We start from the raw sequence: 25531 nt of genomic DNA, 5'->3' as shown, positions 1-25531 counted from the left end.
ATGGAGGACACGTGGCACCGAGCAGGAACCAGGACCGTGAGGCACGCGACCGGCTGAGGGCGTACACGGCCCGCCAGCGGGTCCACGAGACGCAGGTGCTTCGCCGTCGTCGCGACAACGTCCTCGCCGCGGTCGGCGTCGTGGTGGTCGTCGGGCTCGCGGTCGTGACCCAGGTCGTGTGGGACACGGACGGCAGCGGCGCCGAGGCCACCGCCTCCGCCAGCCCCTCCCCCTCCGGGACCGCGTCGGCGACCGGCGACGTCCCGAGCTCGGACATCGCCGAGGGGCGCACGTGGACGGGCCAGCTCGACCTGAACGACGACGTGCAGCTCGGCATCGAGCTCGACGGGGCCGCGGCGCCCCAGGCCGCGTCGGTGATCATCGACCTGACGCAGCAGGGCTTCTACACGGACACGACCTGCCACCGGATGAGCGACGCCGAGACGGCGAAGTTCATCCAGTGCGGCTCGGCGAACGGGGACGGCACAGGCGACGCGGGCTTCACCTTCGGGCCCCTCGAGAACGTGCCCGCAGACGGCCTCTACCCGACGGGCACCATCGCGATGGCCAGGGGTGCCGAGCCGGACTCGCAGTCCACGCAGTTCTTCGTCACCTACGGCGACACGTACCTCGACTCGTCGACCGGCGGCTACACCGTCGTCGGGCGCGTGACCAGCGGTCTCGACCAGCTCACGGCGAACGTCACCGACGCGGGCCTCACGCCCTCCACGGCCGAGGTGCCGAACGACGGCGCCCCGGTCGTGCCGACCACGATCACGTCCCTGACGCTTCAGTAGTCCGTCGTCCCTGGTCGTGCAATAGGCTGGGGACCCATCGCCGGGGCCCGTCCTGGGCTCCGCGACGAGCACCTCCAGCAAGGGATGACAGTGGCTACTGACGATCAGGCACCCTGGGGCCGCGTCGACGACGACGGAACCGTCTACGTGCGCGAGGGCGACGGCGAGCGGGCTGTGGGGCAGTACCCCGACGCCACGCCCGCCGAGGCCCTCGCCTACTACGAGCGCAAGTACACCGAGCTGAACGGGCAGGTCACCCTGCTCGAGCAGCGGGTCAAGCGGGGCGCGTCCGCCTCGGACGTGACCAAGACGGTGGCGCACCTGAAGCAGCTCCTCGTCGAGCCGAGCGCCGTCGGCGACGTCGCCGCGCTGCGCACCCGCGTCGACGCCCTCGACAGCACGGTGGGCGAGCTCACCGAGAAGCAGAGCGCCGAGGCACAGGAGGCGCTGGCCGAGGCCGTCGCCTACCGCACGTCCCTGGTCGTGGAGGCCGAGACCCTCGCCGCCCAGGATCCGGCACGCGTGCAGTGGAAGCAGGTCACCGCCTCCGTCGACGACATCTTCGCCCGCTGGCAGAAGCACCAGACCGAGGGGCCGCGGATCCCGAAGGGCGAGGGCAACGACCTCTGGAAGCGCTTCCGCGCGGCCCGGTCGACCATCGACCAGCACCGCAAGGCGTTCTACGCCGACCTCGACGCCACGCACCGCGAGGCCCGTCAGCGCAAGCAGGCCCTCGTCGAGGCGGCGGACGCACTGGCGGCCAAGGGCGCCGACGGCATCCCCGAGTACCGACGGCTGCTCGACGACTGGAAGCGCGCCGGCCGTGCCGGCAAGAAGTACGACGACGCGCTCTGGGCCCGCTTCAAGCGCGCCGGCGACGTGCTCTACGCCGCCAAGGGCGAGATCGTCGCGCAGGACGACGCCGAGTACGCCGACAACCTCACGGCCAAGCTCGCGCTGCTCGACGACGCGGAGAAGATCCTCACGAACGGCGACCGCGTGTCGGCTCGTGAGGCCCTGACCACGATCCAGCTCCGCTGGGACGAGATCGGTCGCGTGCCGCGCGACCAGGTGCGGCCCGTCGAGGATCGGCTGCGCAAGGTCGAGTCGCACGTCCGCCAGCTCGACGAGACGCACTGGGAGAAGAACAACCCCGAGCGCAAGGCACGCTCGGAGGGGCTCGCGAGCCAGCTGCAGGACGCCATCACCAAGCTCGAGGACGAGCTCGCCGCGGCCGAGGCCGGCGGCGACGCCCGCAAGGTGAAGGAGGCGCGCGAGGCTCTGGACGCGCGCCGCGTCTGGCTGGACGCCCTCGGGTCCTGACCCGCGCCTCCCCCGGCACCGACCGCCCGCCGCTCTCCACAGGAGGCGGCGGGCGGTTCGTCGTCGCGGCACCGGTCGGTCATCCTGGAGCCATGCGCCCGACCCTGCCCAGACTCCTGACCGCCCGAGACCTGCCCGAGGTCGAGCTCCAGGCTGCCGCGCTCGACGGCCACGTCTGCCGGGTGGCCGACAGCTGGGCGTCGATCGTCGACCCCGACGACGCGTGGCGCCGGGCGGAGGCGCTGGCCGAGGCCCTCGGCCCGATCGTGGTGGGGGCACGCGGCACGGCGGCGTGGATCTGGGGTGCGCGAGCAGCGGCACCCCGGCGGCTGGAGGCCGTGGTGCCGTCGTCCGCGCGTCACCACGTCGACCGGGCCGACCTGACGGTCGGCGAGGTGCTGATCGACGACGACGAGATCACGCAGCTCGGCCGTGTCCGGGTGACCTCCCCCACGCGGACCGTGCTCGACCTGCTCCGGGCCGACGACTGGTCGGGCGACGCGGAGAGACTCGTGCGCACCCTGCTCGTCGACCACCACGTCGACCCGCGGCAAGTCGCGGCCCTGGTCCGACGGCACGGGCGCCTGCCGGGGCGGCGCCGCGCGGCGAACCGGCTGCGGACGCTCGTGGACCCACTGGTCGTCTGAGGAGCCTCGACTCCTCGAGCAGGGCTCGGGGAGTCGAGGCCCCGAGGGTCAGCCCGCGCTGACCCGGTAGACGTCGTAGACGGCGTCGATCCGGCGGACGGCGTTGAGCACGCGGTCGAGGTGCGTCGTGTCGCCCATCTCGAAGACGAAGCGGCTGATCGCCAGCCGCTCGTCGGAGGTGGACACGTTGGCGGAGAGGATGTTCACGTGGTGCTCCGAGAGCACTCGCGTCACGTCCGACAGCAGCCCTGCGCGATCGAGCGCCTCGATCTGGATCTGGACCAGGAAGACGCTCTTCGACGACGGGGCCCACTCGACCTCGATCATGCGCTCCGGCTCCTGCATCAGGCCCTGCACGTTGTGGCAGGTCGCCTGGTGCACGCTCACGCCCTGGCCGCGCGTGACGAAGCCGACGACCTGGTCGCCGGGGACCGGCGTGCAGCACTTGGCGAGCTTGACGAGGATGTCGGGGGCGCCCCGGACGAGGACGCCGGAGTCGCTGTTGCGGAGCGGGCGCGAGACGCCCTTGCTCGGGAACTCGTACTCGCCCTCGACCTCGGTCTGCTGCTGGACGGACGCGAGGACCTTCTCGATCACGGACTGCGTCGAGAGGTGCCCCTCGCCGACGGCCGCGTAGAGGCTCGACACGTCGTCGTAGCGCAGCTGCGACGCAACCTCGGTGATGCTGTCCTGGTTCATCAGCTTCTGCAGCGGGAGGTTCTGCTTGCGCATCGCGCGGGCGATCGCGTCCTTGCCCTGCTCGATCGCCTCGTCGCGTCGCTCCTTGGTGAACCACTGACGGATCTTGTTCCGTGCCCGCGGGCTCTTGACGAAGCCGAGCCAGTCCTGGCTCGGGCCGGAGTCGGGGTTCTTCGAGGTGAACACCTCGACGACGTCGCCGCTGTTGAGCACGCTCTCGAGCGGGATGAGGCGGCCGTTGACCTTTGCGCCCATCGTGCGGTGCCCGACCTCGGTGTGGACGGCGTAGGCGAAGTCCACCGGCGTCGCGCCCGACGGCAGGCCGATGACCTTGCCCTGGGGCGTGAAGACGTACACCTCTTTCGCGCCGATCTCGAAGCGCAGGCTGTCGAGGAACTCCCCAGGGTCGGCGGTCTCGGCCTGCCAGTCGGAGATGTGCGCCAGCCACGCCATGTCGGTCTCGGTGCGGGCCCCGGTGGCCGTGTCGTCGCGGCCGCCGTTCATCCTCTGCTTGTACTTCCAGTGCGCGGCGACGCCGAACTCGGCACGCTGGTGCATCTCGTGCGTGCGGATCTGGATCTCGACCGGTCGCCCCTTGGGGCCGATGACCGTCGTGTGGAGCGACTGGTAGAGGTTGAACTTCGGGGTCGCGATGTAGTCCTTGAAGCGGCCGGGGATGGGGTTCCAGCGGGCGTGGATGGACCCGAGCACGGCGTAGCAGTCGCGCAGCGACGTGACGAGCACGCGGATGCCGACGAGGTCGTAGATCTCGTCGAACTCGCGCCCTCGCACGATCATCTTCTGGTAGATCGAGTAGTACTGCTTCGGGCGGCCCACGACCTCGCCACGGATCTTCGTCGACTTCAGGTCGGACTTGACCGCGTTGATGACGTTCTGAACGAACTGCTCGCGCTGGGGCGTGCGCTGCTTGACCAGGTTGTCGATCTCGACGTAGAGCTTCGGGTGCAGGACGGCGAAGCTGAGGTCCTCCAGCTCCCACTTGATCGCCTGGATGCCCAGCCTGTGCGCCAGGGGGGCGTAGATCTCGAGCGTCTCGGTGGCCTTGCGCGTCGCGGAGGACGACTCGACGAAGCCCCAGGTGCGGGCGTTGTGCAGCCGGTCGGCGAGCTTGATCACGAGCACCCGGATGTCCTTCGACATCGCGACGACCATCTTGCGGACGGTCTCGGCCTGGGCGCTGTCGCCGTACTTGAGCTTGTCGAGCTTGGTGACCCCGTCGACGAGCATCGCGATCTCGTCGCCGAAGTCGCGCTGCAGCATGTCGAGCGTGTAGTCGGTGTCCTCCACCGTGTCGTGGAGGAGGGCTGCAGCGATCGTCTTGGAGCCGATGCCGAGGTCGGCGAGGATCTGCGCCACCGCCACGGGATGCGTGATGTAGGGCTCGCCGCTCTTGCGGAGCTGACCACGGTGGGCCTTCTCGGCGACGGTGTAGGCCCGCTCGATGACCACGAGGTCGGCCTTGGGGTGGTGCATGCGGACCGTCTTGACGAGACGGTCGACGGCGCCGGCGGGCTGGCTGCGGGAGAACAACCGGGGCAGGAGCGTGCGGAGCGAGGCCGTGCCGCCCTGCTCGGGCCCAGCGGGGTTCTCCCTCGTGGTGATCTCGGTCACGACCGCGCCTCCTCGTCGTCGCTCGTGCACGGTGACGCGCCTCCGGGAACGGGCGTCGGGTCGTGCACGAGTCGGGACAACGCTACTCGCTCCTGGTCAGCCGACCGTCGGGCGGGCGTCGCCCTCGCTGACGACGTCGCCGTCCGCGTCTCGCCAGGCGAGCATGCCGCCCTCGACGTTCACGGCCCGGAGACCGGCTCGACGGAGCGCGGCGGTGGCCCGCATCGAGCGCATGCCCGAGTGGCAGACGACGAGGACGTCGCGGTCCGCGGGGACCTCGTCGACGCGGTCGGCCAGCTCGGAGAGGGGAACGAGCACAGCGTCGGGCGCGTGGCCGTCGTCCCACTCCGACTGCTCGCGCACGTCGAGGAGGTAGGCACCGTCGCGGACCAGGGCCACCGCCTCCTGCACGGTCACCTCGGGCATCGAGGAGGCGGCGCCGCCGCCCAGTGGCGTGCTCACGACGCGATCACCGAGGCCGCCGCGGCGTCGGCGTCGCGGTCGCGGTCGGCGCGCTTGCGGTCGTCGCGCTTCTTGATGTCGGGCTCGCCGATCCGCAGCGTCGCGTACAGCGGCGACGCGATGAAGATCGTCGAGTAGGTGCCGACCAGGATGCCGATGAAGAGGGCGAGCGAGATGTCGCGGAGCGTGCCGGCACCGAGGACGAACGCGCCGATGAACAGGATCGCGGCCACGGGCAGCAGCGCGACGACCGACGTGTTGATCGACCGGACGAGGGTCTGGTTGATCGCGAGGTTGATTGACTGGCCGAACGTGCGTCTCGAGCCCTCGCCGTCCTCTGCCGTGTTCTCGCGGATCTTGTCGAAGACCACCACGGTGTCGTAGAGCGAGTAGCCGAGGATCGTGAGGAACCCGATCACGGCCGCGGGGGTGACCTCGAAGCCGACGATGCCGTAGATGCCTGCCGTCAGCACGAGGTCGTGCAGCAGCGCCGTCATGGCGGCGAGCGACATCTTCCAGGTGCGGAAGTAGAGCGTCATGCCGATCGCCGCGAGGATGAGGAAGATCACGAGGCCCTTGATCGCCTGGCCCGTGATGTCGGCGCCCCAGGAGGCGCCGATGAACGACGAGGTGACTCGTTCGGCGGGCACGTCGTAGGCCGCCGCCAGGGCGTCGGCCACGTCGTTGGTCTGGGTCGCCTCGAGCTGGGAGGTCTGGACGCGGATGGTGTCGCTGCCGACCTGCGTGACCCGGGGGTTCGAGCCGGGAGCGGCCTCGTCGACCGTGCGCGTCGCGACGTCCTGGTCGAGCTCGGCGGGCTGGGCGACCTGGAACTCGGACCCGCCGGTGAACTCGATGCCGAAGTGGTAGCCGCCCCGGAGGAACGGCACCGTCGCGCAGATGACGATGACGACCGCGGCGATGATGTACCACGTGCGCCGACGGCCCACGATGTCGTACGAACGAGCCCCTGTGTAGAGGTCGTTGCCGAACTTGGAGAAGCTGGCCATCAGCTGTCCTTCCCTTCACCGCGCGCAGAGTCGTCGACTCGGGTGCCCGTGCTCTCTGCCGCCTTGCGTTCGGCGATGGTCTGGCGCTTGGCCGCCTCCCGGCCGCCCGCGCCCTTGCGAGCCCCCGTGGGGACGGGGGTGCGGAACTGTGCCCGGCCGCGGTACACGGCGCCGAGCGCCTTGGGGTTCAGCCCGCTGAACGCGTGGCCCTCGCCGAAGAAGCGGGTGCGGGCGATCAGCTGCAGCATCGGGTGGGTGAACAGGGCCACGACGACGAGGTCGATGACCGTGGTGATGCCGAGCGTCAGGGCGAAGCCCTTCACGTTGCCCACCGCGAGGATGAACAGCGTGATGGCCGCGAGGAAGTTGACGGTGTCGGAGGCGACGATCGTGCGGATCGCGCGCTTCCAGCCGGACTCGACGGCGCTCTCGAGGATGCGGCCGTCGCGCAGCTCGTCACGGATGCGCTCGAAGTAGACGATGAACGAGTCGGCCGTGATGCCGATCGCGACGATCAACCCCGTCACGCCCGCCAGGGAGAGGCGGTAGCCCTCGCGCCAGGACAGGATCGCGATCACCAGGTAGGTCAGGAGCGCGGCGATCATCAGCGACAGGACGGTGACGAAGGCGAGGGCGCGGTACTGGATCAGCGAGTAGATCACGACGAGGATGAGGCCGATGAGGCCGGCGATCAGGCCGCTCACGAGCTGGGTCTGACCGAGCGTGGCGGTGATGTTCTCGTTGCTCTGCACGGAGAAGCTGATCGGCAGCGCGCCGAACTTGAGCTGGTCGGCCAGGGTCTTCGACGAGTCCTGGGTGAACGAGCCGGTGATCTGGGCGTTCCCGTCGGTGATCGCCGCGTTGGCGGACGGGGCCGTGATGACCTGGTTGTCGAGCGTGACCGCGAACTGGTTCTGCGGAGCCTGCAGCGTCACCAGACGCGAGGTGACGTCCCGGAACTGGTCGGTGCCCTGGCCGTCGAACTCGAGGTTGACGGCCCAGGTGTTGGTCGAGTTGCCCTGCGAGTCGGTGGCGAGGCCGTTGGTGGCGTCGCTGATCTCGCTGCCCTGCACCTCGACCGGGCCGAGGATGAACTTCGCGGTGCCGTCGGTGGAGCAGGTCACGAGCGGCTCGTCGTCGCGAGCGGTCGACAGGTCGTTGTCGGCGGCGCACTGGTAGTTCGTGTACTCGTCGGCGAGCTGCTCCGTGATCCAGTTCAGGTCGGAGGCGTTCGTCGGCGATGCCGTGGGCGTCGAGTTCAGGTCGGGGTTCGGCGTGTAGGGCGTGGCCGAGGGGCTGGCCGTCGCGTCGGCGTCGCCGCCGACGGCCGCGTTGCTCACGGCCTCCGTGTAGAGCACGGGGCGGAAGGTCAGCTTGGCCGACGCCTCGATGCGCTCGAGGGTCTCGTTGTCGGGACGGCCGGGGATGGACACGACGATGTTCTGCGCGCCCTGGCGCGTGATCTCCGACTCCGAGACGCCGGCGCTGTCGATGCGCTGACGGATGATCGTCACGGCCTGGTCGAGCTGCTGGCTCGACACGGACTGGCCGTTGTCGAGCTGGGCGGCCAAGGTGATCTGGGTGCCGCCCTGCAGGTCGAGCGCCAGCTCGGGGACCCAGCTCGCGCCGTCCCACCAGCCGTCACGACCCGAGTCGTTCAGGGCGGTGGCCGTGCCGTTCAGCGCGGCGAGGCCGGCGATGATGACGAGCAACCACGTCAGGGAACGAATTGCCTTCTTGACCGGCGTCGAACGTGCCACGGATGTTCTGCTTTCTCATGGGAGCGCGCGCCCCGAGGGGCGCGCGCCGTCGTCTGGGCCTCGGCTCACGAAGGGGCCGGGGCTGTCGGCGGGTCAGGCCTTGTGGGGCTTGTCCGTGTCGGTGGTGGTGTCGAGGCGCGTCTCGTCGACCCGCTCGCCGTAGGCGGGCGACGTGCGGTCGGCGGCGTCGTCGACGATCAGGTCGTCGGCCGGACGGGCGTCGGCCGGGCGGGCGTCGAGCTCGTCGGCGTCGGAGACGACCTCGTCGTCGGCGACGACGGGCTCGACGACGCGGCCGAGGGTCTGGCGGTGCACGCGAAGGACGGTGCCGGGCGAGACCTCGACCTCGGCGATGTTGGCCTCGTCGTCGATCGACACGAGCGTGCCGTAGACGCCGAAGCTCAGCATCACCTCGACGCCGGGGACCATCTTGGACTGCAGCGTCGCCTGCTGGGCGTCGCGCTTGCGCTTGTTGCGGAACATGAAGAAGACGAGGACCACCAGGAGGAGGACCATGATGATTGTTGTGGCGTCCATGAGGAACTGCCTTTCGGAGCTAGTGGGGATGGGCGGCGCGGGCGGTGGTGAGGGTGCCTCGCGCCGACAGGCCTAGCGGCGATCATAGTTCATCGCCGAACAGCGTCCCTGACGGGTGCTGCAGGCCGAAGTGCCGCCAGGCCTCCGGGGTGGCGACACGGCCCCGCGGCGTCCGGATCAGGAGGCCGATCCGCACGAGGAAGGGCTCGACGACCGACTCGATCGTGTCCGCCTCCTCCCCCACGGAGACGGCGAGGGTGCCGAGCCCCACGGGGCCGCCGCCGAACCGCCTGAGCACGGTCGACAGGACCTCCCTGTCGAGCCGGTCGAGGCCGAGGTCGTCGACGTCGTAGAGGGACAGGGCGTCCCGCACGGTCGCGAGGTCGGCGTCCCGCCCGTGGACGAGCGAGTAGTCGCGGACCCGACGGAGGAGGCGGTTGGCGATGCGGGGCGTGCCGCGGCAGCGACCGGCGATCTCGGCCAGGGCGTCGCCGTCCACGGGGATGCCCAGCAGGGAGGCGGCACGGCGCAGCACCTCGGTCAGCTCGGCCTGGTCGTAGAACTCGAGGTTGGCGGTGAAGCCGAAGCGGTCGCGGAGCGGGTTCGGCAGCATGCCGCTGCGCGTCGTGGCGCCGACGAGGGTGAACGGCGACAGCTCGAGCGGGATGCTGGTCGCCCCTGCGCCCTTGCCGACCATGATGTCGATCCGGTAGTCCTCCATGGCGAGGTACAGCATCTCTTCCGCAGAGCGCGCCATGCGGTGGATCTCGTCGATGAACAGGACCTCGCCGGGCACGAGGGCCGAGAGCACCGCCGCGAGGTCGCCGGCGTGCTGGATCGCCGGTCCGGACGACATGCGGAGCGGTCGGCCGCTCTCGTGGGCGACGATCATCGCGAGCGTGGTCTTGCCGAGGCCGGGAGGACCGGCCATGAGGATGTGGTCGGGGGTGCGCCCCTGCATCGAGGCCGCCTTGAGCAGCAGCTCGAGCTGGCCGCGGACCTTCTTCTGCCCGACGAACTCGTCGAGCGAGGTGGGGCGGAGCGCCCCTTCGAAGGCGAGCTCCGCCTCGGACTCGACGACGGGCCGCGTGAGGTCGGCGTCGGTCACGCGCGGGCGCCCAGCGACTTCTGCGGGCCGAGGTGGCCGAGGGCCGCGCGCAGGAGCGAGGGCACGGAGACGGCGACGTCGGGTCCGCGGTCGGCGACGACCGAGTCGACGGCGGCCTGCGCCTCCCTCTCGGACCAGCCCAGCCCGACCAGGGCGGTGAGCACGTCGGCCGAGGTCGAGGAGGCGGCGGTCACGGTGGGCGCGGCGGCGCGGACGTCGAGCTTGCCCGCCAGCGAGAGCACGATCAGCTTGGCGGTCTTCGGCCCGATGCCGGACACGCGCCGGAAGGGAGCGTCGTCGTCGTCGGCGACGGCGTGCGCGACCTGCGAGGGGCTGAGCGTGGCGAGCACGCCCTGGGCCGACTTGGGACCGACGCCGGTGACGCTCCGCAGCAGGTCGAACACCTCGAGTTCTTCGAGCTCGGCGAAGCCGAAGAGCGACAGGTCGTCTTCGCGGACGATCAGCGTCGTGAAGAGCTGCAGGGTCGTGCCGACCGACGCGGTGAGGGCGAGCTGGGGCGTGACCCCGACCCGGAGGCCCACTCCCCCGACCTCGACGACGACGCTGGTGCCGGAGGAGGACAGCACGGTGCCGCGGACGCTCGAGATCATCTGCCCAGCCTAGGAGTCCGGGCCGACTTCTCCGCCTCGCGCCACGCCCTCTGCGCGGCCGTGAGGCCTGCGCCGGCAGGTGCCGACGGCACGCCGCCGCGACGCCAGGCATGACAGATGGCCAGCGCGAGGGCGTCCGCCGCGTCGGCGGGCCTCGGCGCCTCGGCGAGGCCGAGCAGACGGGCCACCATCGCACCCACCTGGGCCTTGTCGGCGGAGCCGTAGCCGGTCACCGCCGCCTTGACCTCGGACGGCGTGTGCATGGCGACGGGCACGGATCGCTCGGCGGCCGCACGCAGGGCCAGGCCGCTCACCTGGGCGGTGCCCATCACGGTCGACAGGTTGTTCTGTGCGAACACGCGCTCGATCGCCATGGCGTCCGGCTGGTGCTCGTCGACCAGCTGCTCGATGCCCCGGCCGATCGTCAGCAGGCGCTGCTCGAGCGGCATGTCGGCCGGCGACCGGATCACGGTCACCGCCACCAGGGTGGCCCGGCGGGTCGCGTCGACCTCGACCACGCCGACCCCGCAGCGGGTCAGGCCGGGGTCGATGCCGAGCACCCGCAGGGTCACCGTGGCGGCTCAGTCGTCGTCGTCGTCGAGCGCGGCCTGCACGTCGGCGGGGACGTCGTAGTTGGCGTAGACGTTCTGGACGTCGTCGTCGTCGTCGAGCGCGTCGACGAGCCGGAAGACCTTGCGGGCGGTGTCGAGGTCGACCTCGATCTTGAGCCCGGGGACGAACTCGACGTCGGCGGAGTCGTAGTCGATCCCTGCCTCCTGGAGGGCCGTGCGCGCCGGCACCAGGTCGGACGGCTCGGTGACGATCTCGAAGCCCTCGCCGCGGTCGGTCACCTCTTCGGCGCCGGCGTCGAGCACCGCAGCGAGCACGTCGTCCTCGCTGAGGTCACCGGTCTTCATGACGGCGATGACGCCCTTGCGGCTGAAGTTGTAGGCGACGCTGCCCGGGTCGGCCATCGTGCCGCCGTTGCGCGACATCACCGTGCGGACGTTCGCCGCCGCGCGGTTCTTGTTGTCGGTCAGGCACTCGATCAGCAGCGCCACGCCGTTCGGGCCGTAGCCCTCGTAGACGATGGTCTGGTAGTCGACGGACTCGCCGCTGAGGCCCGCCCCGCGCTTGACCGCACGGTCGATGTTGTCGTTGGGGACAGAGGTCTTCTTGGCCTTCTGCACGGCGTCGACGAGCGTCGGGTTGCCGGACATGTCGGCCCCGCCCTGCTTGGCCGCGACCTCGATGTTCTTGATGAGCTTGGCGAACGACTTGGCGCGACGGCTGTCGATGACGGCCTTCTTGTGCTTGGTCGTGGCCCACTTGGAATGCCCGGACACGGTGCTCCTCACTTCCGGTTGACGATCCGGATCATCCTACCGGCAGCCCCGCCGCCAGGGAGGCAGCGACGGCTTCGTCGTCACCCTCGAGGTGGGACCGACACGAGGAGGCGCGTCAGCGCGAGGACCAGGCGCGCACCTTGTCGAGGAACCGCGCGTGGAACCGGAGCTCGCCCGTCACCTCGGGGTGGAACGACGTGCCGAGGAGGTTGCCCTGCTCGACGGCGACCACCCGGCCGTCGTCGAGGACGCCGACCGCGGTGGCCAGCGGTCCGACCTCGGCCACCACGGGCGCGCGGATGAACACGGCGTGCACGGGCGGGTCGCCCAGCACGGGCACGAGGAGGTCGGTCTCGAACGACTCGTTCTGGCCACCGAAGGCGTTGCGGCGGACGGCGACGTCGAGGCCGCCGATCGTGCGCTGCGCGGTCGTGCCGCCGACGATCCGGTCGGCGAGCATGATCAGCCCGGCGCAGGTGCCGTAGACGGGCAGGCCGCCGTGGACGGCCGCGCGCAGCGGCCCCGCCATGCCGAAGGTGCGGCTGAGCTTGTCCATCACCGTGGACTCGCCGCCGGGGATGACGAGACCCGACACCGACGCGAGCTCGTCGGGCCGGCGGACGGGGACGGCGACCGCCCCGAGCGAGGTCAGCACCGCGAGGTGCTCACGGAAGTCGCCCTGGAGGGCGAGGACCCCGACCCGCGGGGCCGCCGCCTCCTGCTGTCGGCTACCAGCCACGCTCGGCGAGGCGGTGCGGCGCGGGCAGGTCGGGCACGTTGATGCCGACCATGGCCTCGCCGAGGCCGCGCGACGCGTCGGCGACGACCTGCGGGTCGTCGAAGAAGGTCGTGGCCTTGACGATCGCCGCGGCGCGCTCGGCCGGGTTGCCCGACTTGAAGATGCCGGAGCCGACGAAGACGCCGTCGGCGCCGAGCTGCATCATCAGCGCCGCGTCGGCGGGCGTCGCGACGCCGCCGGCGGTGAAGAGGACTACGGGGAGCTTGCCGGTCTCGGCGATCTCCTTCACCAGCTCGTAGGGCGCCTGCAGCTCTTTCGCGGCGACGTAGAGCTCGTCGGTCTTGAGGCCCTGCAGCTGCGCGATCTCCTTCGAGATGGTGCGGATGTGCTTGGTCGCCTCGGAGACGTCGCCGGTGCCGGCCTCGCCCTTGGAGCGGATCATGGCCGCGCCCTCGGTGATGCGACGGAGCGCCTCGCCGAGGTTGGTGGCACCGCAGACGAAGGGGACCGTGAAGTTCCACTTGTCGATGTGGTTGACGTAGTCGGCGGGGCTCAGCACCTCGGACTCGTCGATGTAGTCGACCCCGAGCGTCTGCAGGATCTGCGCCTCGACGAAGTGGCCGATGCGGGCCTTCGCCATGACGGGGATCGAGACGGCCGCGATGATCTCGTCGATCATGTCGGGGTCGCTCATGCGGGCGACGCCGCCCTGCGAGCGGATGTCGGCGGGCACGCGCTCGAGGGCCATGACGGCGACTGCCCCCGCGTCCTCTGCGATCTTCGCCTGCTCGACGTCGACGACGTCCATGATGACGCCGCCCTTGAGCATCTCGGCGAGACCGCGCTTGACGCGGTCCGATCCGGTCGTGGTGCCGGCGGACGGGACGGAGGTGGGGGTGCTGTCGCTCATGATGACCTCAGTTTAGGCGCTGTCCGAGGGCGTGCGTCGACGATGTGCCGCTCGTCACCGAGTGGCCTGGTCTCCCCCGGCGGGCCAGGCGGCCGCCAGCGCCTCGCGCACGTCGCCCAGCAGCTGCGTGACGGCCTTCGTCTGGGCGATGATCGGGAAGAAGTTCGAGTCGCCGCCGTACCGGGGCACGACGTGTTGGTGCAGGTGCTCGGCGATGCCGGCGCCGCCGACCGACCCCTGGTTCATGCCCATGTTGAAGCCCTGGGCGTGCGAGACCTCGCGCACCACGCGCATCGCCGTCTGGGTCAGGGCGCCGATCTCGGCCACCTCGTCCGGCGTCGCCAGGTCGTAGGTCGAGATGTGGCGGTAGGGGCAGACCAGCAGGTGGCCGGGGTTGTACGGGTACAGGTTCAGCAGCACGAAGGCGTGCCGGCCCCGCGCGACTATCAGCGCCTCCTCGTCGGGACGGGAGGGCGCCGCGCAGAACGGGCACGCGTCGTCGTGCGCGCCCTGGCCCTTGCTGACGTACACCGCGCGGTGCGGCGTCCAGAGGCGCTGGAACGCGTCGGGCGCCGACGCGAAGCCGTCCGCCGACTCGACGTCGGCAGGCAGCGCGTCGGCGCCCTCCCCCACGGTCAGACCTGGGCCTTCGTCTCGATCGCCTCGAGGATCTTCGCCACTGCGTCGGCGACGGGCACGCCGTTCTCCTGCGAGCCGTCGCGGTAGCGGAAGCTCACGGCGCCGGCGGCGCGGTCCTCCTCGCCCGCGATGAGCTGGAAGGGCACCTTCGACTTCGTGTGCGTGCGGATCTTCTTGGGGAACCGGTCGTCGCCGTGGTCGACCTGGGCGCGGACGCCCGATCCGCGCAGCTGCGCCACCACGCCGTCGAGGTAGTCGCCGTACTCGTCGGCCACCGGGATCGCCACGACCTGCACGGGCGACAGCCACACGGGGAACGCCCCGGCGTAGTGCTCGGTGAGCACCCCGAAGAAGCGCTCGATGGTGCCGAACAGCGCGCGGTGGATCATCACCGGGCGCTGCCGGGTGCCGTCGGCGGCCGCGTACTCGAGCTCGAAGCGCTCGGGCAGGTTGAAGTCGAGCTGGACCGTCGACATCTGCCAGGTGCGGCCGATGGCGTCGCGGGCCTGCACCGAGATCTTCGGGCCGTAGAACGCGGCCCCGCCCGGGTCGGGTACCAGCTCGAGGCCGGACTCCTCCGCCACCTCGCGCAGCGTCTGGGTCGCGGTGTCCCAGATGTCGTCGTCTCCGACGTACTTCTCCGGGTCCTTCGTCGAGAGCTCGAGGTAGAAGTCGGTGAGGCCGTAGTCACGGAGCAGGGACAGGACGAAGTTCAGGGTGCCGGTCAGCTCCTCCTTCATCTTCTCTGTCGTCGTGAAGATGTGCGCATCGTCCTGGGTCATGCCGCGGACGCGGGTCAGGCCGTGGATCACGCCGGACTTCTCGTTGCGGTAGACGGTGCCGAACTCGAAGAGGCGCATCGGCAGGTCGCGGTACGACCGCGGCTGCGAGCGGTACGCGAGGATGTGCATCGGGCAGTTCATCGGCTTGAGGTAGTAGTCGGCGCCCTGGCGGGTGACCTCGCCCTCGTCGTTCCTGGCCTCGTCGAGCTTCATGGCCGGGAACATGCCGTCCTTGTACCAGCCGAGGTGGCCGGAGGTCTCGAACAGGCTCGCCTTGGTGATGTGCGGGGTGTACACGAAGTCGTAGCCCGCCGCCTCGTGGCGGCGTCGGGAGTAGTCCTCCATCTCGCGGCGGATGATGCCGCCCTTCGGGTGGAAGATCGCGAGGCCGGAGCCGATCTCGTCCGGGAACGAGAAGAGGTCGAGCTCGACGCCGAGCTTGCGGTGGTCGCGCTTCGCCGCCTCCTCGAGACGGGCCTGGTACTCGCGCAGCTCCTCTTTCGTGGGCCAGGCGGTTCCGTAGATGCGCTGCAGCTGCGGGTTCTTCTCCGAGCCGCGCCAGTAGGCGGCGGCGACGCGCATCAGCTTCGTGGCGTTGCCGAGGACGCGGGTGCTCGGCACGTGCGGGCCACGGCAGAGGTCGGACCAGACGACGTCGCCGCTCTTGGGGTCGACGTTGTCGTAGATGGTCAGCTCGGCGCCGCCGACCTCGACCGACTCTCCGTCGTCGCCGATCTCGTCGGCGGAGCCGCCCTTGAGGCCGATCAGCTCGAGCTTGTAGGGCTCGCCGGCGAGCTCGGCACGGGCCTCGGCCTCGGTGACGACGCGACGGCGGAAGCGCTGGCCCTGGCGGATGATCCGCTCCATGCCCTTCTCGATAGCTTTGAGGTCGTCGGGAGTGAAGGGCTCGGCGACGTCGAAGTCGTAGTAGAAGCCGTCGGTGACGGGCGGGCCGATGCCGAGCTTCGCCTCCGGGTCGATCCCCTGCACGGCCTGCGCCATCACGTGGGCGGCCGAGTGGCGGAGCACGGCCAGGCCGTCGGGCGAGCCGATGGTCACGGCCTCGGCGACGTCCCCGGCGTGCAGCTCGGACGCGAGGTCGCGGAGCTCGCCGGCGACGCGCATCGCGACGACGCCCTTGTCCGTGAACAGCTCGAGCCCCGTCGTGGTCTCGGTCGCCTCGACGGTCTCGGCGGCGACGGGGACGGTTTCGGGGACTGGCTGGTCTGACACGGTGGAGAGCTCCTGACGATGGGGGGGACGCGCGCCAGTTTAGTGGGGGCTCAGAGCAGAGGGCGCAGCGGAGGAGGCTCAGCGCGGTGGCCCAGCATGGGGCCTCAGCGCGCGGAGAGCTCGGCGCCGCAGGCCTCGGCGGCGACCCAGGCGAGCATGCCGCACTTGACGCGCATGACGAACTTCGAGACGCCGTGCAGCGCGACGGCGTCGCCGAGCACCTCGTCGTCAGGCTCCCCCGCGCCGCGGGACCGCATCATCGCGCGGAACTCGTCGACGAGCGCCGCGAGCTCGGGCAGCGTGCGGCCGGGTGCGAGACCGGAGAGGACCGAGGCCGACGCCATCGAGATGCTGCAGCCCGCGCCCTGCCAGCGCAGGTCGGCGACGCGGTCGGTGCCGGGCTCGAGCCGGACCCGGACGGTGATCTCGTCGCCGCAGGTGGGGTTCCGCTCGAAGTGCTCGGCGTCGGCGCCCGGGAGCTCGCCGTCGCCGTGCCGCGCCTTCGCGTGGTCGAGGATCACCTGCTGGTAGAGCGAGTCGAGCGAGGCGCTCATCGGGCGTCCTCCGCCCCGAAGTAGCCGCGGACCCCGGCGACGCCGGCGATCAGCCGGTCGACCTCGGCGGCCGTCGTGTAGAGGAAGGTGCTCGCCCGCGTCGTCGCGGTGACGCCCAGGCGACGGTGCAGGGGCTGGGCGCAGTGGTGGCCGACGCGCACGGCGATGCCCTGGGCGTCGAGGTACTGGCCGACGTCGTGCGCGTGCACGCCGTCGACGACGAAGCTCGCCAGGCCGGATCTCGGCACGCCGGCGGGCGGGCCGACGACACGGACGCCGGGGACCCGGGACAGGCCCACCACCAGCTGCTCGGCCAGCGCCTCCTCGTGGTCGCGGACGCGATCGAGGCCGACGGCCTCGAGGTACCGGACGGCCTCGGCCAGGGCGACGGCCTGCGAGACCGGCTGCGTGCCGGCCTCGAAGCGCTGGGGCGCCGGCAGGTACTCGGCGGACTCGAGCGTGACGGTGGTGATCATCGAGCCGCCCGTGCGGAACGGGGGCAGCGCGTCGAGCAGCTCGCCGCGGCCGACGAGCACGCCGATCCCGGTCGGGCCGAGCATCTTGTGGCCGGAGAAGGCGGCGAAGTCGACGCCGAGGCTGCTGAAGTCGACCGGGCGGTGCGGGACCGACTGGCAGGCGTCGAGCACGACCAGCGCCCCGACGCCGTGCGCGAGCTCGACCAGCTGCTCGACGGGCGCCACCAGCCCGGTCACGTTCGAGACGTGCGCGAAGGCGAGCACCCGCGTGCGGTCGCCGACGACGGCACGGGCTTCGTCGAGCGTCCAGACGCCGTCGTCGTCGACCGGCACGACGCGCAGGACGGCGCCGGTGGTGGCCGCCACCTCTTGCCACGGCACGAGGTTCGCGTGGTGCTCCGCCTCGGTCACGACGATCTCGTCGCCGGGGCTGAGGGCGAAGCGACGTGCGGCCTCGCCTCCGCGACCCAGGGTCGCGGCCGTGAAGCCGTGCGCGACGAGGTTGATCGCGTCGGTCGCGTTGGCGGTCCAGACGACCTCGTGGGAGGCGGCGCCCACGAAGCGCGCGACGGTCTCGCGCGCCTCCTCGAACGCCTCGGTCGCGAGGGCCGCGAGCGTGTGCGCGCCGCGGTGCACGGCCGAGTTCTCGGTCTCGAGGAACCGGCGCTCGGCGTCGAGCACCGAGCGCGGACGCTGCGCCGTCGCGCCGGAGTCGAGGTAGGCCAGGGGCTCGCCCGAGACCTGCTGCGCGAGGATCGGGAAGTCGGCCCTGAGGCGCTCGACCTCGACGTCGTCGAGGGCGCGGGCGACGGCCTGCTGCTGGGTGGGTGCTTGGTTCTGTGTCTGAGTCACTGTGTCCCTTCCCGACGATCGTAGCCAGGGCCGATCTGCGGTCGACCAGGGCAACGACCAGGGTGCCGGTCCTGTTCCCGGACCGCCGCCTCCTGCGCCTTCGTGACGGCGCGTGACGCAGGCACGTGACACGGGCGGGGGCGAGGACCAGCATCGGCACATGACGAACCAGAGGATCGAGACCAGCCACGCGGGCAGCCTGCCCCGCACGCCCGAGCTCATCGCGGCCAACGACGCCCGCCGCCTGGCCGACGACGGCCTCACGCTCGAGCGCACGCCAGAGTTCGACGAGCTGCTGACCGCCGCGGTGGTCGACCTGGTGCGGCGCCAGCAGGACCTCGGCATCACCGTCGTCGGCGACGGCGAGTACGGCAAGGCGATGACGAGCGCGGTCGACTACGGCGCGTGGTGGTCGTACTCGTTCCAGCGCGTGTCGGGGCTGTCGGTCACCGGCGCGGACATCTTCTCGCAGGAGCCGGTCCGCTCGTCGCCGGGGAACGTGCGCCTGACGTCGTTCCCCGACCGGCGCGACTGGACGATCTTCGCCGAGGCCTACCAGGACCCGACCTCGGGCATCAGCACCGGCAAGACCGCGACCGCGTTCCCCAGCACGACGGGGCCGCTCGCCTACGTCGGGCAGTCGGCCATCGCCTCCGACATCGCCAACCTCAAGGCGGGGCTCGCCGCGACCGGAGCCGACCCGTCGTCCGGCTTCATCACCTCGCTCTCCCCCGGCAGCGGCGCCCGCATCGCGAACGACTTCTACGCGACCGAGGAGGAGCACATCTGGGCCTGGGCCGAGGTTCTGCGCGAGGAGTACACGGCGATCGTCGAGGCCGGCCTCACCGTGCAGATCGACGACCCGTCGATCGCCGAGAACTGGGACCAGATCGTCCCCGAGCCGAGCGTCGAGGACTACCGCGCCTTCACGCGGATCCGGGTCGAGGCGCTGAACCACGCCCTGCGCGGCCTGCCAGAGGACCAGATCCGGTTCCACCTCTGTTGGGGCAGCTGGCACGGACCGCACACGACGGACATCGAGTTCCGGCACATCGCCGACCTCATGCTCGAGATCACCGCCGGCGCCTACTCGTTCGAGGCGGCCAACGTGCGGCACGAGCACGAGTGGAAGGTCTGGCGCGACCTCGACCTGCCGGCGCACAAGAAGATCATCCCCGGCATCGTGAGCCACGCGACGAACGTCGTCGAGCACCCCGAGCTCGTCGCGGACCGCATCGAGGCGTTCGCGTCGGTCGTGGGGCCCGAGCGGGTCGTCGCGTCGACCGACTGCGGCCTCGGCGGACGGATCCACCCGCAGATCGCCGTGGCGAAGCTCGCTGCGCTCGGCGAGGGCGCGCGCATCGCGAGCTCGCGCCTGTTCGGCTGAGCACACGACTGAGAGGAGGCGCACGGTGAGCCAGGCAGACCAGCGAGCAGACCACGACCGACACGGGTTCACCACCGAGCAGGTGCACGGAGGAGCCGCGACCGACGCCGACTTCGGCGCCCGCGTCTCGCCGATCCACCTCAGCGCCGGCTTCGTCTTCGACGACTTCGCCCAGGCCCGCGACCGCTTCGCCGGCGACGACCCCGGCTACGTCTACACCCGGAGCGGCAACCCGACCACGGCCGCCGTCGAGCGCCGCCTCGCCCTGCTCGAGCACGGCACGGACGCGCTGCTCGTCGGCACCGGCCAGGCGGCGATCACGGTCGCGCTGCTCGCCCTGCTGGAGGCCGGCGACCACCTCGTGAGCGCGAGCAGCATCTACGAGGGCACGCGCGGCATCTTCGTCGACAACTTCGCCCGGCTCGGCATCGAGGTCTCGTTCGTCGACGAGGCGGGCGACCCCGAGGCCTGGCGCCGGCTGATCCGTCCCGAGACGAAGCTGCTCTACGGCGAGCCGATCCCGAACCCGAAGAACGACCTGCTCGACGTGGCGGCGATCGCCGGGGTGGCCCACGAGGCCGGGCTGCCGATCGTCGTCGACAACACGCTCGCGTCTCCGTACCTCTGGCGTCCGCTCGACGACGGGGCGGACGTCGTGCTGCACTCGGCGAGCAAGTTCCTCGCGGGGCACGGCACCGCCCTCGGCGGCGTCGTCGTCACGGGCGAGGCGTTCGACTGGACCGTCGTCGACGCGAGCGGGACGCCGCGGTTCCCGCACCTGGTCGAGCCGCGTCGCGCTCTCGCCGGTGCCAGCTACGCCGAGCGGTTCGGCGGGCGGGCCGCGCTCGCGTACGCCCGCGAGGTCGTGGCGGCGCGGATCGGACCGGCGCCGTCGCCGTTCAACGCGTTCCTCGTCCAGCAGGGCGTCGAGACGCTGTCGCTGCGCGTCGAGCGGCACTCGGCCAACGCCCTGGCCGTCGCCGTGTGGCTCGAGCAGCAGCCCGAGGTCGAGTCCGTCGACTACGCGGGCCTGGCGTCGAGCCCTCACCACGCCCTCGCCGAGCGGTACCTGCCCCGGGGCGCGGGCAGCGTCTTCTCGTTCACCCTGCGCGGCGGCATCGAGGCGGCCGAGCTGTTCGTCGACGCCGTCGAGCTGTTCAGCCGCATGACGCACCTCGGCGACGTCAGGTCGCTGATCCTGCACCCGGGCACGACGACGCACGCGCTGCGGACGCCGGACGAGCAGCTCGCCGCCGGAATCTGGCCGGGGCTGCTGCGGCTGTCGGTCGGCATCGAGGACGTCGACGACCTGCTCCGCGACCTCGGGCGCGGCCTGGCCGCAGTGCGCTCGGCCGGGGCGTCCCGTCTCCCGGGCGCGGTCCCGGTGGCCGACGCCGCGCCTCCTCGGCTGCGCCCGACCGCAGAGGAGGACGCGGCGTGACCCGACTGCAGCACTTCGGCTGGTTCTTCTCGCGCGGCTTCGGCCCGCAGGGCTGGGGCCACCCGTACCGGGAGTGGAACCACGACTGGACGAAGCCCGCGCTCTACCAGCAGTCGGTGCGCGAGCTCGAGCAGGCGGGGCTCGACCTGGTGATCATGGAGGACGCGCTCTCGCTCGGCTCCCCCGAGACGCTCGACCTGCGAGTCCGCGGCGCCTACGGCGGTCCCAAGCACGACCCGCTCATGCTGACGCCGTACCTGTTCGCCGCGACGTCGCGCATCGGGATCGCGCCGACGATCAACGCGGGCGCGTACCCGCCCTACCTCGCCGCGCGCCAGTTCGCGACACTGGCCCACCTCAGCGACGACCGCTTCGGCCTGAACCTCGTCACCGACACGGGCAGCGCACGGCACTTCGGCCTGCCTGCCCTCGGGCACGACGCCGCCTACGACCGCGCCGACGAGTGGATGGCCGTCGTCCGCCGCCTGTGGCACAGCTGGGGCGAGGAGGCGCTGGTCGCCGACCCGAGCACCGGTCGCTTCGCCGACGGGGCCGCCCTCGACGCGTTCCGCCACCAGGGCGAGTACTTCGACGTCGCGGGGCCGCTCAACGCGGTGCCGTTCGAGCGCGGCGACCCGGTGGTCGTCTCGCCAGGAGGGTCAGCTCGCGGTCTCGCCTTCGCCGGCACCCAGTCGGATGTGCAGCTGGCCCTCGCGCCGCTCGACGCGAGGAGCGTGCGCGACTACCGGGCTCGGATCCTGGGCGCCGCGACGGAGCGCGGACGCACGGCGTCCGACATCCGGGTGCTCTTCGTCGTCAAGCCCGAGATCGTGCCGAGCCGGGAGGAGGCGGTGCGGGTCGTCGAGGCGTCCCGACACCCGTCGGACGACGTGCTGCGGGCGATCGCGCTCGGCCAGTCGAGCGACCTCGAGACGGACCTGACGACGCTCGACCTCGACCGGCCGGTCGACCCTGCCGTCTTCGGCGAGCACGTGTCGCACGGCTCGATCAAGGGGCTGCTCGGCGGCGCGGGGTCGTTCGCGGACGCGACCCTGCGCGAGCTGCTCACCGTGAAGGCGCGCAAGGGCCTGGTCAGCGAACGGGCCGGGTTCGTCGGGACGGCGGACGAGTTCGCCGACTTCGTCGAGGAGCTCGGCGACGACGGCGGCAGCGACGGGATGATCTTCTCGGGCGACCTGCACCCCGTCACGGTGCACCGGATGCTCGACGAGCTCGTGCCGGTGCTGCGGCGGCGCGGGGTGCTCAGGCAGGAGCTCGGCGACGGCGGTCTGCGCGGCAACCTGTTCGACTTCTAGCCGGACGGCGGGGTGCGGCGGGTTCCCGCAGCCGCCGGCGGAGCGAGGTCAGTCGTCGAGGGGCTTGAGCACGCGGCGGAGGAACTGCTGCGTGCGCGGCTCCCGGGGGCGGTTCAGCACGTCGGCGGGGGCCCCGCGCTCGACCACGACCCCGTCGTCCATGAAGACCACCTCGTCGGCGACCCGGCGGGCGAACTCGAGCTCGTGGGTGACGACGACCATGGTCCAGCCCTCGTCGGCGAGCTCCTTGACGACGGAGAGCACGTCCCCGACGAGCTCGGGGTCGAGGGCGCTGGTGGGCTCGTCGAAGAGCAGCAGCTCCGGCCGCAGGGCCAGGGCGCGGACGATGCCGACGCGCTGCTGCTGGCCGCCGGAGAGCTCGACCGGCCAGGCGTCGACGCGGGAGGCGAGGCCCACCCGGGTGAGCAGCTCGCGGGCCTCGGCCCGCGCCTCCTCGGGGTCGCGGCCCTGGACGCGGATCGGCCCCTCGACCACGTTCTGGAGCACGGTCAGGTGCGGGAACAGGTTGAAGTGCTGGAACACCATCGACGACCGGTCGCGGAGGGCCAGCAGGTCGCGCTTCGCGACCTTCCCGCCGAAGTCGACCACGCGGTCGTCCGACAGGGTCACCCGGCCGCCGTCGGGCACCTCGAGGCTGTTCAGCGACCGCAGCACGGTCGTCTTGCCCGAGCCGGACGGGCCGATGATCGCGACCACGCGGCCGCGACGGACCTCGAGGTCGATGCCCTTGAGCACCTCCGTGGCGCCGAACGACTTGCGGAGGCCCTCGACGCGGAGGACGAGAGCGGCAGCCTGGCCGTCGCGGCCGGGACCGGGCCGGGAGGAGGCGCCGGACAGGGGCGGGTCAGCGGGCGACATGTCGGTCCAATCGCTTCTCGAGGGCGTCCTGTCCGAACGACAGCACGAGGCAGATCACCCAGTAGATCAGGGCCGCCTCGAGGTAGATCAGCAGGAACTGGTTCGACACGGTCGCGATCTGCTGGGCCTGCCGGAACAGCTCCACGACGAGGATGACGCTCGCGAGCGAGGTGTCCTTGACGAGGCTGATGAACGTGTTCGACAGGGGCGGCACCGAGACCCTGGCCGCCTGCGGCAGGATGATGCGCCGCAGCGCCAGGGGACGCGACATGCCGATCGTGTGCGCCGCCTCCCACTGGCCCTTGGGCACGGAGAGGATCGCCGCCCGGATCACCTCGGCCGCGTAGCCGCCGACGTTCAACGAGAAGGCGATGATCGCGCTCGGCCACGGGTCGAGCCGGACGCCGATCGATGGCAGCCCGTAGAACACGACGAACAACTGCACCAGCAGCGGCGTGCCCCGGATCACCGACGTGTAGAACCGGGCCAGCCCGGACAGCCAGGCGCGCCCCGACAACCGCATCATCGCCACGACGAGGGCGATGACCAGACCGATCGCCATGGAGGCGAGGGCCAGCGGGATCGAGGCGACCAGGGCACCCGACGCGATCGGCCAGAATGCCCGGCCGAAGAGGTCGAGTGAGGACTGCACGTTACTCGCTGACGTCCTGGCCGAAGTACTTGTCGGAGATCTGCGCGAGGGTGCCGTCCGCCTTCAGCTCGGCGAGGGCGTCGTCCATCGCCTGCACGAGGTCGTCGCTGCCCTTGGTCGTCACGAGAGCAGAGCGGGACACGTCGTCGGTCGTCGCCGCGATCTTGATCGCCGCCGCCTGGTCGGGGTTGGTCTTGACGTAGTCGAGGAAGGTGAGCTCGTCGTTGACCGTGGCGTCGATTCGCCCCTGCTCGACGAGGGCGACCGACTGGGCCCAGCCCTCGACGACCTGCACGTCGGCGCCGGCGTCCTTCGCGGTGTCGTAGAAGTTGCTCGACTGCGACTGCGCGGTCGTCTTGCCCGCGAGGTCGGCGAGCGACGTGATCGAGGTGTCGTCGGCGGCCGTCACGACGACGCCGCGGCTGACCGTGTACGGCGTCGAGAAGTCGAAGGTCGCCTCGCGCTCGTCGGTGATCGAGATCTGGTTCGCGACGACGTCGAAGCGGCCAGCGTCGAGCCCGGCGAGCAGGGCGTCGAACTGCGTCTCCTGGAAGCTCGCGTCGACGCCGAGCTTCTCGGCGACGGCCGTGGCCACGTCGACGTCGTAGCCGGTCAGGGCCCCCGAGCCGCCCTCGTGGTAGGTGAAGGGCTGGTAGGTGCCCTCCGTGCCGATGACGAGCACGCCCGCGTCCTGGATGTCGGAGAGGCTCTTCGCCGCGCTGGTGTCCGCCGTGGCGTCCCCGGTCTGCGAGACGACGTCGTCGGTCGAGGCGGGAGCGCACGCCGTCAGCAGCAGGGCCGCGGCGGAGACGACGCCGACGGCGAGGAGCCGGGTCGTGCGGGAGAGGCGAGGAGTCGAGAACGTCACGGGTGATCTTCCTGGTCGATGAGCTGCCCGGGTCTGCCGGGCCTCCGACCCTAACCGCGCAGTCGCGGCCGTGATTCCCGGTGTCGTCGCATGACGCCTCCGGAGCATCGGCAGGGGGGCTCAGCGGCCGGCGAGCGCACCCGGCAGGTCGACGCCCGAGCCGGTGTCGAGCCGCAGGTGCTCGTGGGCGACGCGGTCGGCGGAGAGCGCTACGAGGCTGAGCGAGAGGGAGCCGAACCAGGTGCCCTGCAGCAGGTCGGCCCTGACCAGCGCCTCCTCGTCGGAGAGCGGCAGCGTGCTGCTCTCGCGGAGCAGGTCGAGCCACGGCCGCCAGCTGCCCTCGTCGTGCTCGGGCAGCGGGCCGACCGGTGCGGCGGCACCGCGGAACAGCGGCAGCCAGCGCGCCACCCGGGCAACCGAGTCGTCGTCGGGAGCCCCGTGCGTGAGCACGTGCACCCCCGATGAGAGCGGCACGGTCTCGAGCCGGTCGCCGTCCCAGCTCGTGTGCACCGCGCCGGAGGCGTCGGCCGAGAGGAGGTTGAAGGTGCGGGTCGCGGGACGTCCGGTCGGCAGTCGTCCGGCCGCGGCGGCCTCGAGCGGGAGCGACCCGCGGGTGCGCCAGCCCCCGGTGGGCACCGGCGGCTGCTCACGCCGGTTGAGGACGACGGAGGCGCGGGCCGGCCCGGTCGCCGTGGCCAGCCAGGCTCCCCCTGCCTCGCGGTCGTGCACGCCCTCGACGCGGTCGCCGAGCTCGGGCCACCAGGCGGCGGGCGGATCCCAGGGGCGGTCGGCGGACTCGTCGCGGAGCCCGAGGAACACCACCGGCCACTCGGCCCCGGGGGCGACGGACACGACGACGGTGCACACGGTG

At 71.4% G+C, this 25531-nt stretch carries 25 protein-coding genes; 6 read left to right on the top strand and 19 right to left on the bottom strand.

Features of this window, described 5'->3' with window-relative positions:
- Positions 1-11 precede the first annotated feature (11 nt).
- The 3 genes from JOE35_RS09090 to JOE35_RS09080 all read left to right on the top strand — a co-directional run bounded on the left by JOE35_RS09090 (position 12) and on the right by JOE35_RS09080 (position 2767).
- Positions 12-797, top strand: coding sequence for a peptidylprolyl isomerase (locus tag JOE35_RS09090; protein WP_209560821.1), 786 nt, complete (start codon positions 12-14; stop codon positions 795-797).
- An 84-nt stretch (positions 798-881) separates the two neighbouring features.
- Entirely contained in the window at positions 882-2120 is a 1239-nt protein-coding gene (locus tag JOE35_RS09085; RefSeq protein ID WP_209560820.1) for a DUF349 domain-containing protein, read from the top strand.
- A 92-nt stretch (positions 2121-2212) separates the two neighbouring features.
- Positions 2213-2767, top strand: a complete 555-nt coding sequence (locus tag JOE35_RS09080; RefSeq protein WP_209560819.1) for a type IV toxin-antitoxin system AbiEi family antitoxin — start codon at positions 2213-2215, stop codon at positions 2765-2767.
- A gap of 48 nt (positions 2768-2815) precedes the next feature.
- On the opposite strand, the gene JOE35_RS09075 is transcribed toward JOE35_RS09080, so the two are convergent.
- The 15 genes from JOE35_RS09075 to JOE35_RS09005 form a co-directional block, all read right to left on the bottom strand.
- Positions 2816-5098: a bifunctional (p)ppGpp synthetase/guanosine-3',5'-bis(diphosphate) 3'-pyrophosphohydrolase gene (locus JOE35_RS09075; RefSeq protein ID WP_307803011.1), complete on the bottom strand. Its 2283-nt coding sequence runs from the start codon at positions 5096-5098 to the stop codon at positions 2816-2818.
- Between the two features lie 96 nt (positions 5099-5194).
- Positions 5195-5560 (bottom strand): rhodanese-like domain-containing protein, encoded by a 366-nt coding sequence (locus tag JOE35_RS09070; protein WP_307803010.1) that lies wholly within the window; start codon positions 5558-5560, stop codon positions 5195-5197.
- Positions 5557-6570, bottom strand: coding sequence for a protein translocase subunit SecF (gene secF / locus JOE35_RS09065; RefSeq protein ID WP_209560818.1), 1014 nt, complete (start codon positions 6568-6570; stop codon positions 5557-5559). The genes JOE35_RS09070 and secF overlap by 4 nt, the downstream gene beginning before the upstream one ends.
- Positions 6570-8330, bottom strand: a complete 1761-nt coding sequence (gene secD / locus JOE35_RS09060) for a protein translocase subunit SecD (protein ID WP_209560817.1) — start codon at positions 8328-8330, stop codon at positions 6570-6572. Before secD ends, secF begins: the two co-directional genes overlap by 1 nt.
- A 93-nt stretch (positions 8331-8423) precedes the next feature.
- The gene (yajC, locus tag JOE35_RS09055) at positions 8424-8867 is read right to left on the bottom strand and encodes a preprotein translocase subunit YajC (RefSeq protein ID WP_209560816.1); all 444 of its coding nucleotides are present in this window, start codon (positions 8865-8867) and stop codon (positions 8424-8426) included.
- Between the two features lie 82 nt (positions 8868-8949).
- Positions 8950-9975, bottom strand: a complete 1026-nt coding sequence (gene ruvB, locus JOE35_RS09050; protein WP_209560815.1) for a Holliday junction branch migration DNA helicase RuvB — start codon at positions 9973-9975, stop codon at positions 8950-8952.
- Complete coding sequence (ruvA, locus tag JOE35_RS09045; protein WP_209560814.1) at positions 9972-10586, bottom strand: Holliday junction branch migration protein RuvA; 615 nt, start codon at positions 10584-10586, stop codon at positions 9972-9974. Before ruvA ends, ruvB begins: the two co-directional genes overlap by 4 nt.
- Positions 10583-11158, bottom strand: coding sequence for a crossover junction endodeoxyribonuclease RuvC (gene ruvC / locus JOE35_RS09040; protein ID WP_209560813.1), 576 nt, complete (start codon positions 11156-11158; stop codon positions 10583-10585). Before ruvC ends, ruvA begins: the two co-directional genes overlap by 4 nt.
- A gap of 9 nt (positions 11159-11167) precedes the next feature.
- Positions 11168-11932: a YebC/PmpR family DNA-binding transcriptional regulator gene (locus tag JOE35_RS09035; protein WP_209560812.1), complete on the bottom strand. Its 765-nt coding sequence runs from the start codon at positions 11930-11932 to the stop codon at positions 11168-11170.
- Positions 11933-12047: 115 nt separating this feature from the next.
- A complete protein-coding gene (gene pdxT, locus JOE35_RS09030; protein ID WP_209560811.1) occupies positions 12048-12671 on the bottom strand; it encodes a pyridoxal 5'-phosphate synthase glutaminase subunit PdxT in 624 nt (207 codons plus the stop codon).
- Complete coding sequence (gene pdxS / locus JOE35_RS09025) at positions 12661-13581, bottom strand: pyridoxal 5'-phosphate synthase lyase subunit PdxS (protein WP_209560810.1); 921 nt, start codon at positions 13579-13581, stop codon at positions 12661-12663. Before pdxS ends, pdxT begins: the two co-directional genes overlap by 11 nt.
- A 54-nt stretch (positions 13582-13635) precedes the next feature.
- Entirely contained in the window at positions 13636-14214 is a 579-nt protein-coding gene (locus JOE35_RS09020) for an HIT domain-containing protein (protein ID WP_374099702.1), read from the bottom strand.
- A 2-nt stretch (positions 14215-14216) separates the two neighbouring features.
- Positions 14217-16127: a threonine--tRNA ligase gene (thrS, locus tag JOE35_RS09015; protein ID WP_245186518.1), complete on the bottom strand. Its 1911-nt coding sequence runs from the start codon at positions 16125-16127 to the stop codon at positions 14217-14219.
- A gap of 212 nt (positions 16128-16339) precedes the next feature.
- Positions 16340-16789 (bottom strand): Fe-S cluster assembly sulfur transfer protein SufU, encoded by a 450-nt coding sequence (gene sufU / locus JOE35_RS09010; RefSeq protein ID WP_209560808.1) that lies wholly within the window; start codon positions 16787-16789, stop codon positions 16340-16342.
- Positions 16786-18117 (bottom strand): SufS family cysteine desulfurase, encoded by a 1332-nt coding sequence (locus tag JOE35_RS09005; RefSeq protein WP_307803009.1) that lies wholly within the window; start codon positions 18115-18117, stop codon positions 16786-16788. Before JOE35_RS09005 ends, sufU begins: the two co-directional genes overlap by 4 nt.
- Before the next feature lie 160 nt (positions 18118-18277).
- Between JOE35_RS09005 and JOE35_RS09000 the strand changes: the two genes are divergently transcribed.
- Genes JOE35_RS09000 through JOE35_RS08990 form a run of 3 tightly spaced genes read left to right on the top strand, consistent with a single transcriptional unit; the run spans position 18278 to position 22261 of the window.
- On the top strand, positions 18278-19504 hold the full coding sequence (locus JOE35_RS09000; RefSeq protein WP_146900640.1) for a cobalamin-independent methionine synthase II family protein: 1227 nt from the start codon (positions 18278-18280) through the stop codon (positions 19502-19504).
- A gap of 25 nt (positions 19505-19529) precedes the next feature.
- Complete coding sequence (locus JOE35_RS08995) at positions 19530-20945, top strand: O-acetylhomoserine aminocarboxypropyltransferase/cysteine synthase family protein (RefSeq protein ID WP_209560806.1); 1416 nt, start codon at positions 19530-19532, stop codon at positions 20943-20945.
- Positions 20942-22261: an LLM class flavin-dependent oxidoreductase gene (locus JOE35_RS08990; RefSeq protein ID WP_209560805.1), complete on the top strand. Its 1320-nt coding sequence runs from the start codon at positions 20942-20944 to the stop codon at positions 22259-22261. The genes JOE35_RS08995 and JOE35_RS08990 overlap by 4 nt, the downstream gene beginning before the upstream one ends.
- 48 nt (positions 22262-22309) lie before the next feature.
- On the opposite strand, the gene JOE35_RS08985 is transcribed toward JOE35_RS08990, so the two are convergent.
- The 4 genes from JOE35_RS08985 to JOE35_RS08970 form a co-directional block, all read right to left on the bottom strand.
- Complete coding sequence (locus JOE35_RS08985) at positions 22310-23140, bottom strand: amino acid ABC transporter ATP-binding protein (RefSeq protein WP_209560804.1); 831 nt, start codon at positions 23138-23140, stop codon at positions 22310-22312.
- The gene (locus JOE35_RS08980; RefSeq protein ID WP_223269371.1) at positions 23127-23792 is read right to left on the bottom strand and encodes an amino acid ABC transporter permease; all 666 of its coding nucleotides are present in this window, start codon (positions 23790-23792) and stop codon (positions 23127-23129) included. The genes JOE35_RS08985 and JOE35_RS08980 overlap by 14 nt, the downstream gene beginning before the upstream one ends.
- A gap of 1 nt (position 23793) precedes the next feature.
- Positions 23794-24660 carry a transporter substrate-binding domain-containing protein gene (locus tag JOE35_RS08975; RefSeq protein WP_307803008.1) on the bottom strand — a complete coding sequence of 289 codons (867 nt, stop codon included), beginning with the start codon at positions 24658-24660 and terminating at the stop codon, positions 23794-23796.
- 120 nt (positions 24661-24780) lie between these two features.
- Positions 24781-25527 carry an NRDE family protein gene (locus JOE35_RS08970; RefSeq protein WP_209560802.1) on the bottom strand — a complete coding sequence of 249 codons (747 nt, stop codon included), beginning with the start codon at positions 25525-25527 and terminating at the stop codon, positions 24781-24783.
- Positions 25528-25531 lie beyond the last annotated feature (4 nt).

The organism is Frigoribacterium sp. PvP032, assembly GCF_017833035.1.
In the GTDB taxonomy this organism is placed as follows: Bacteria; Actinomycetota; Actinomycetes; order Actinomycetales; family Microbacteriaceae; genus Frigoribacterium.
This window is presented reverse-complemented; position numbering and strand designations above follow the sequence as displayed.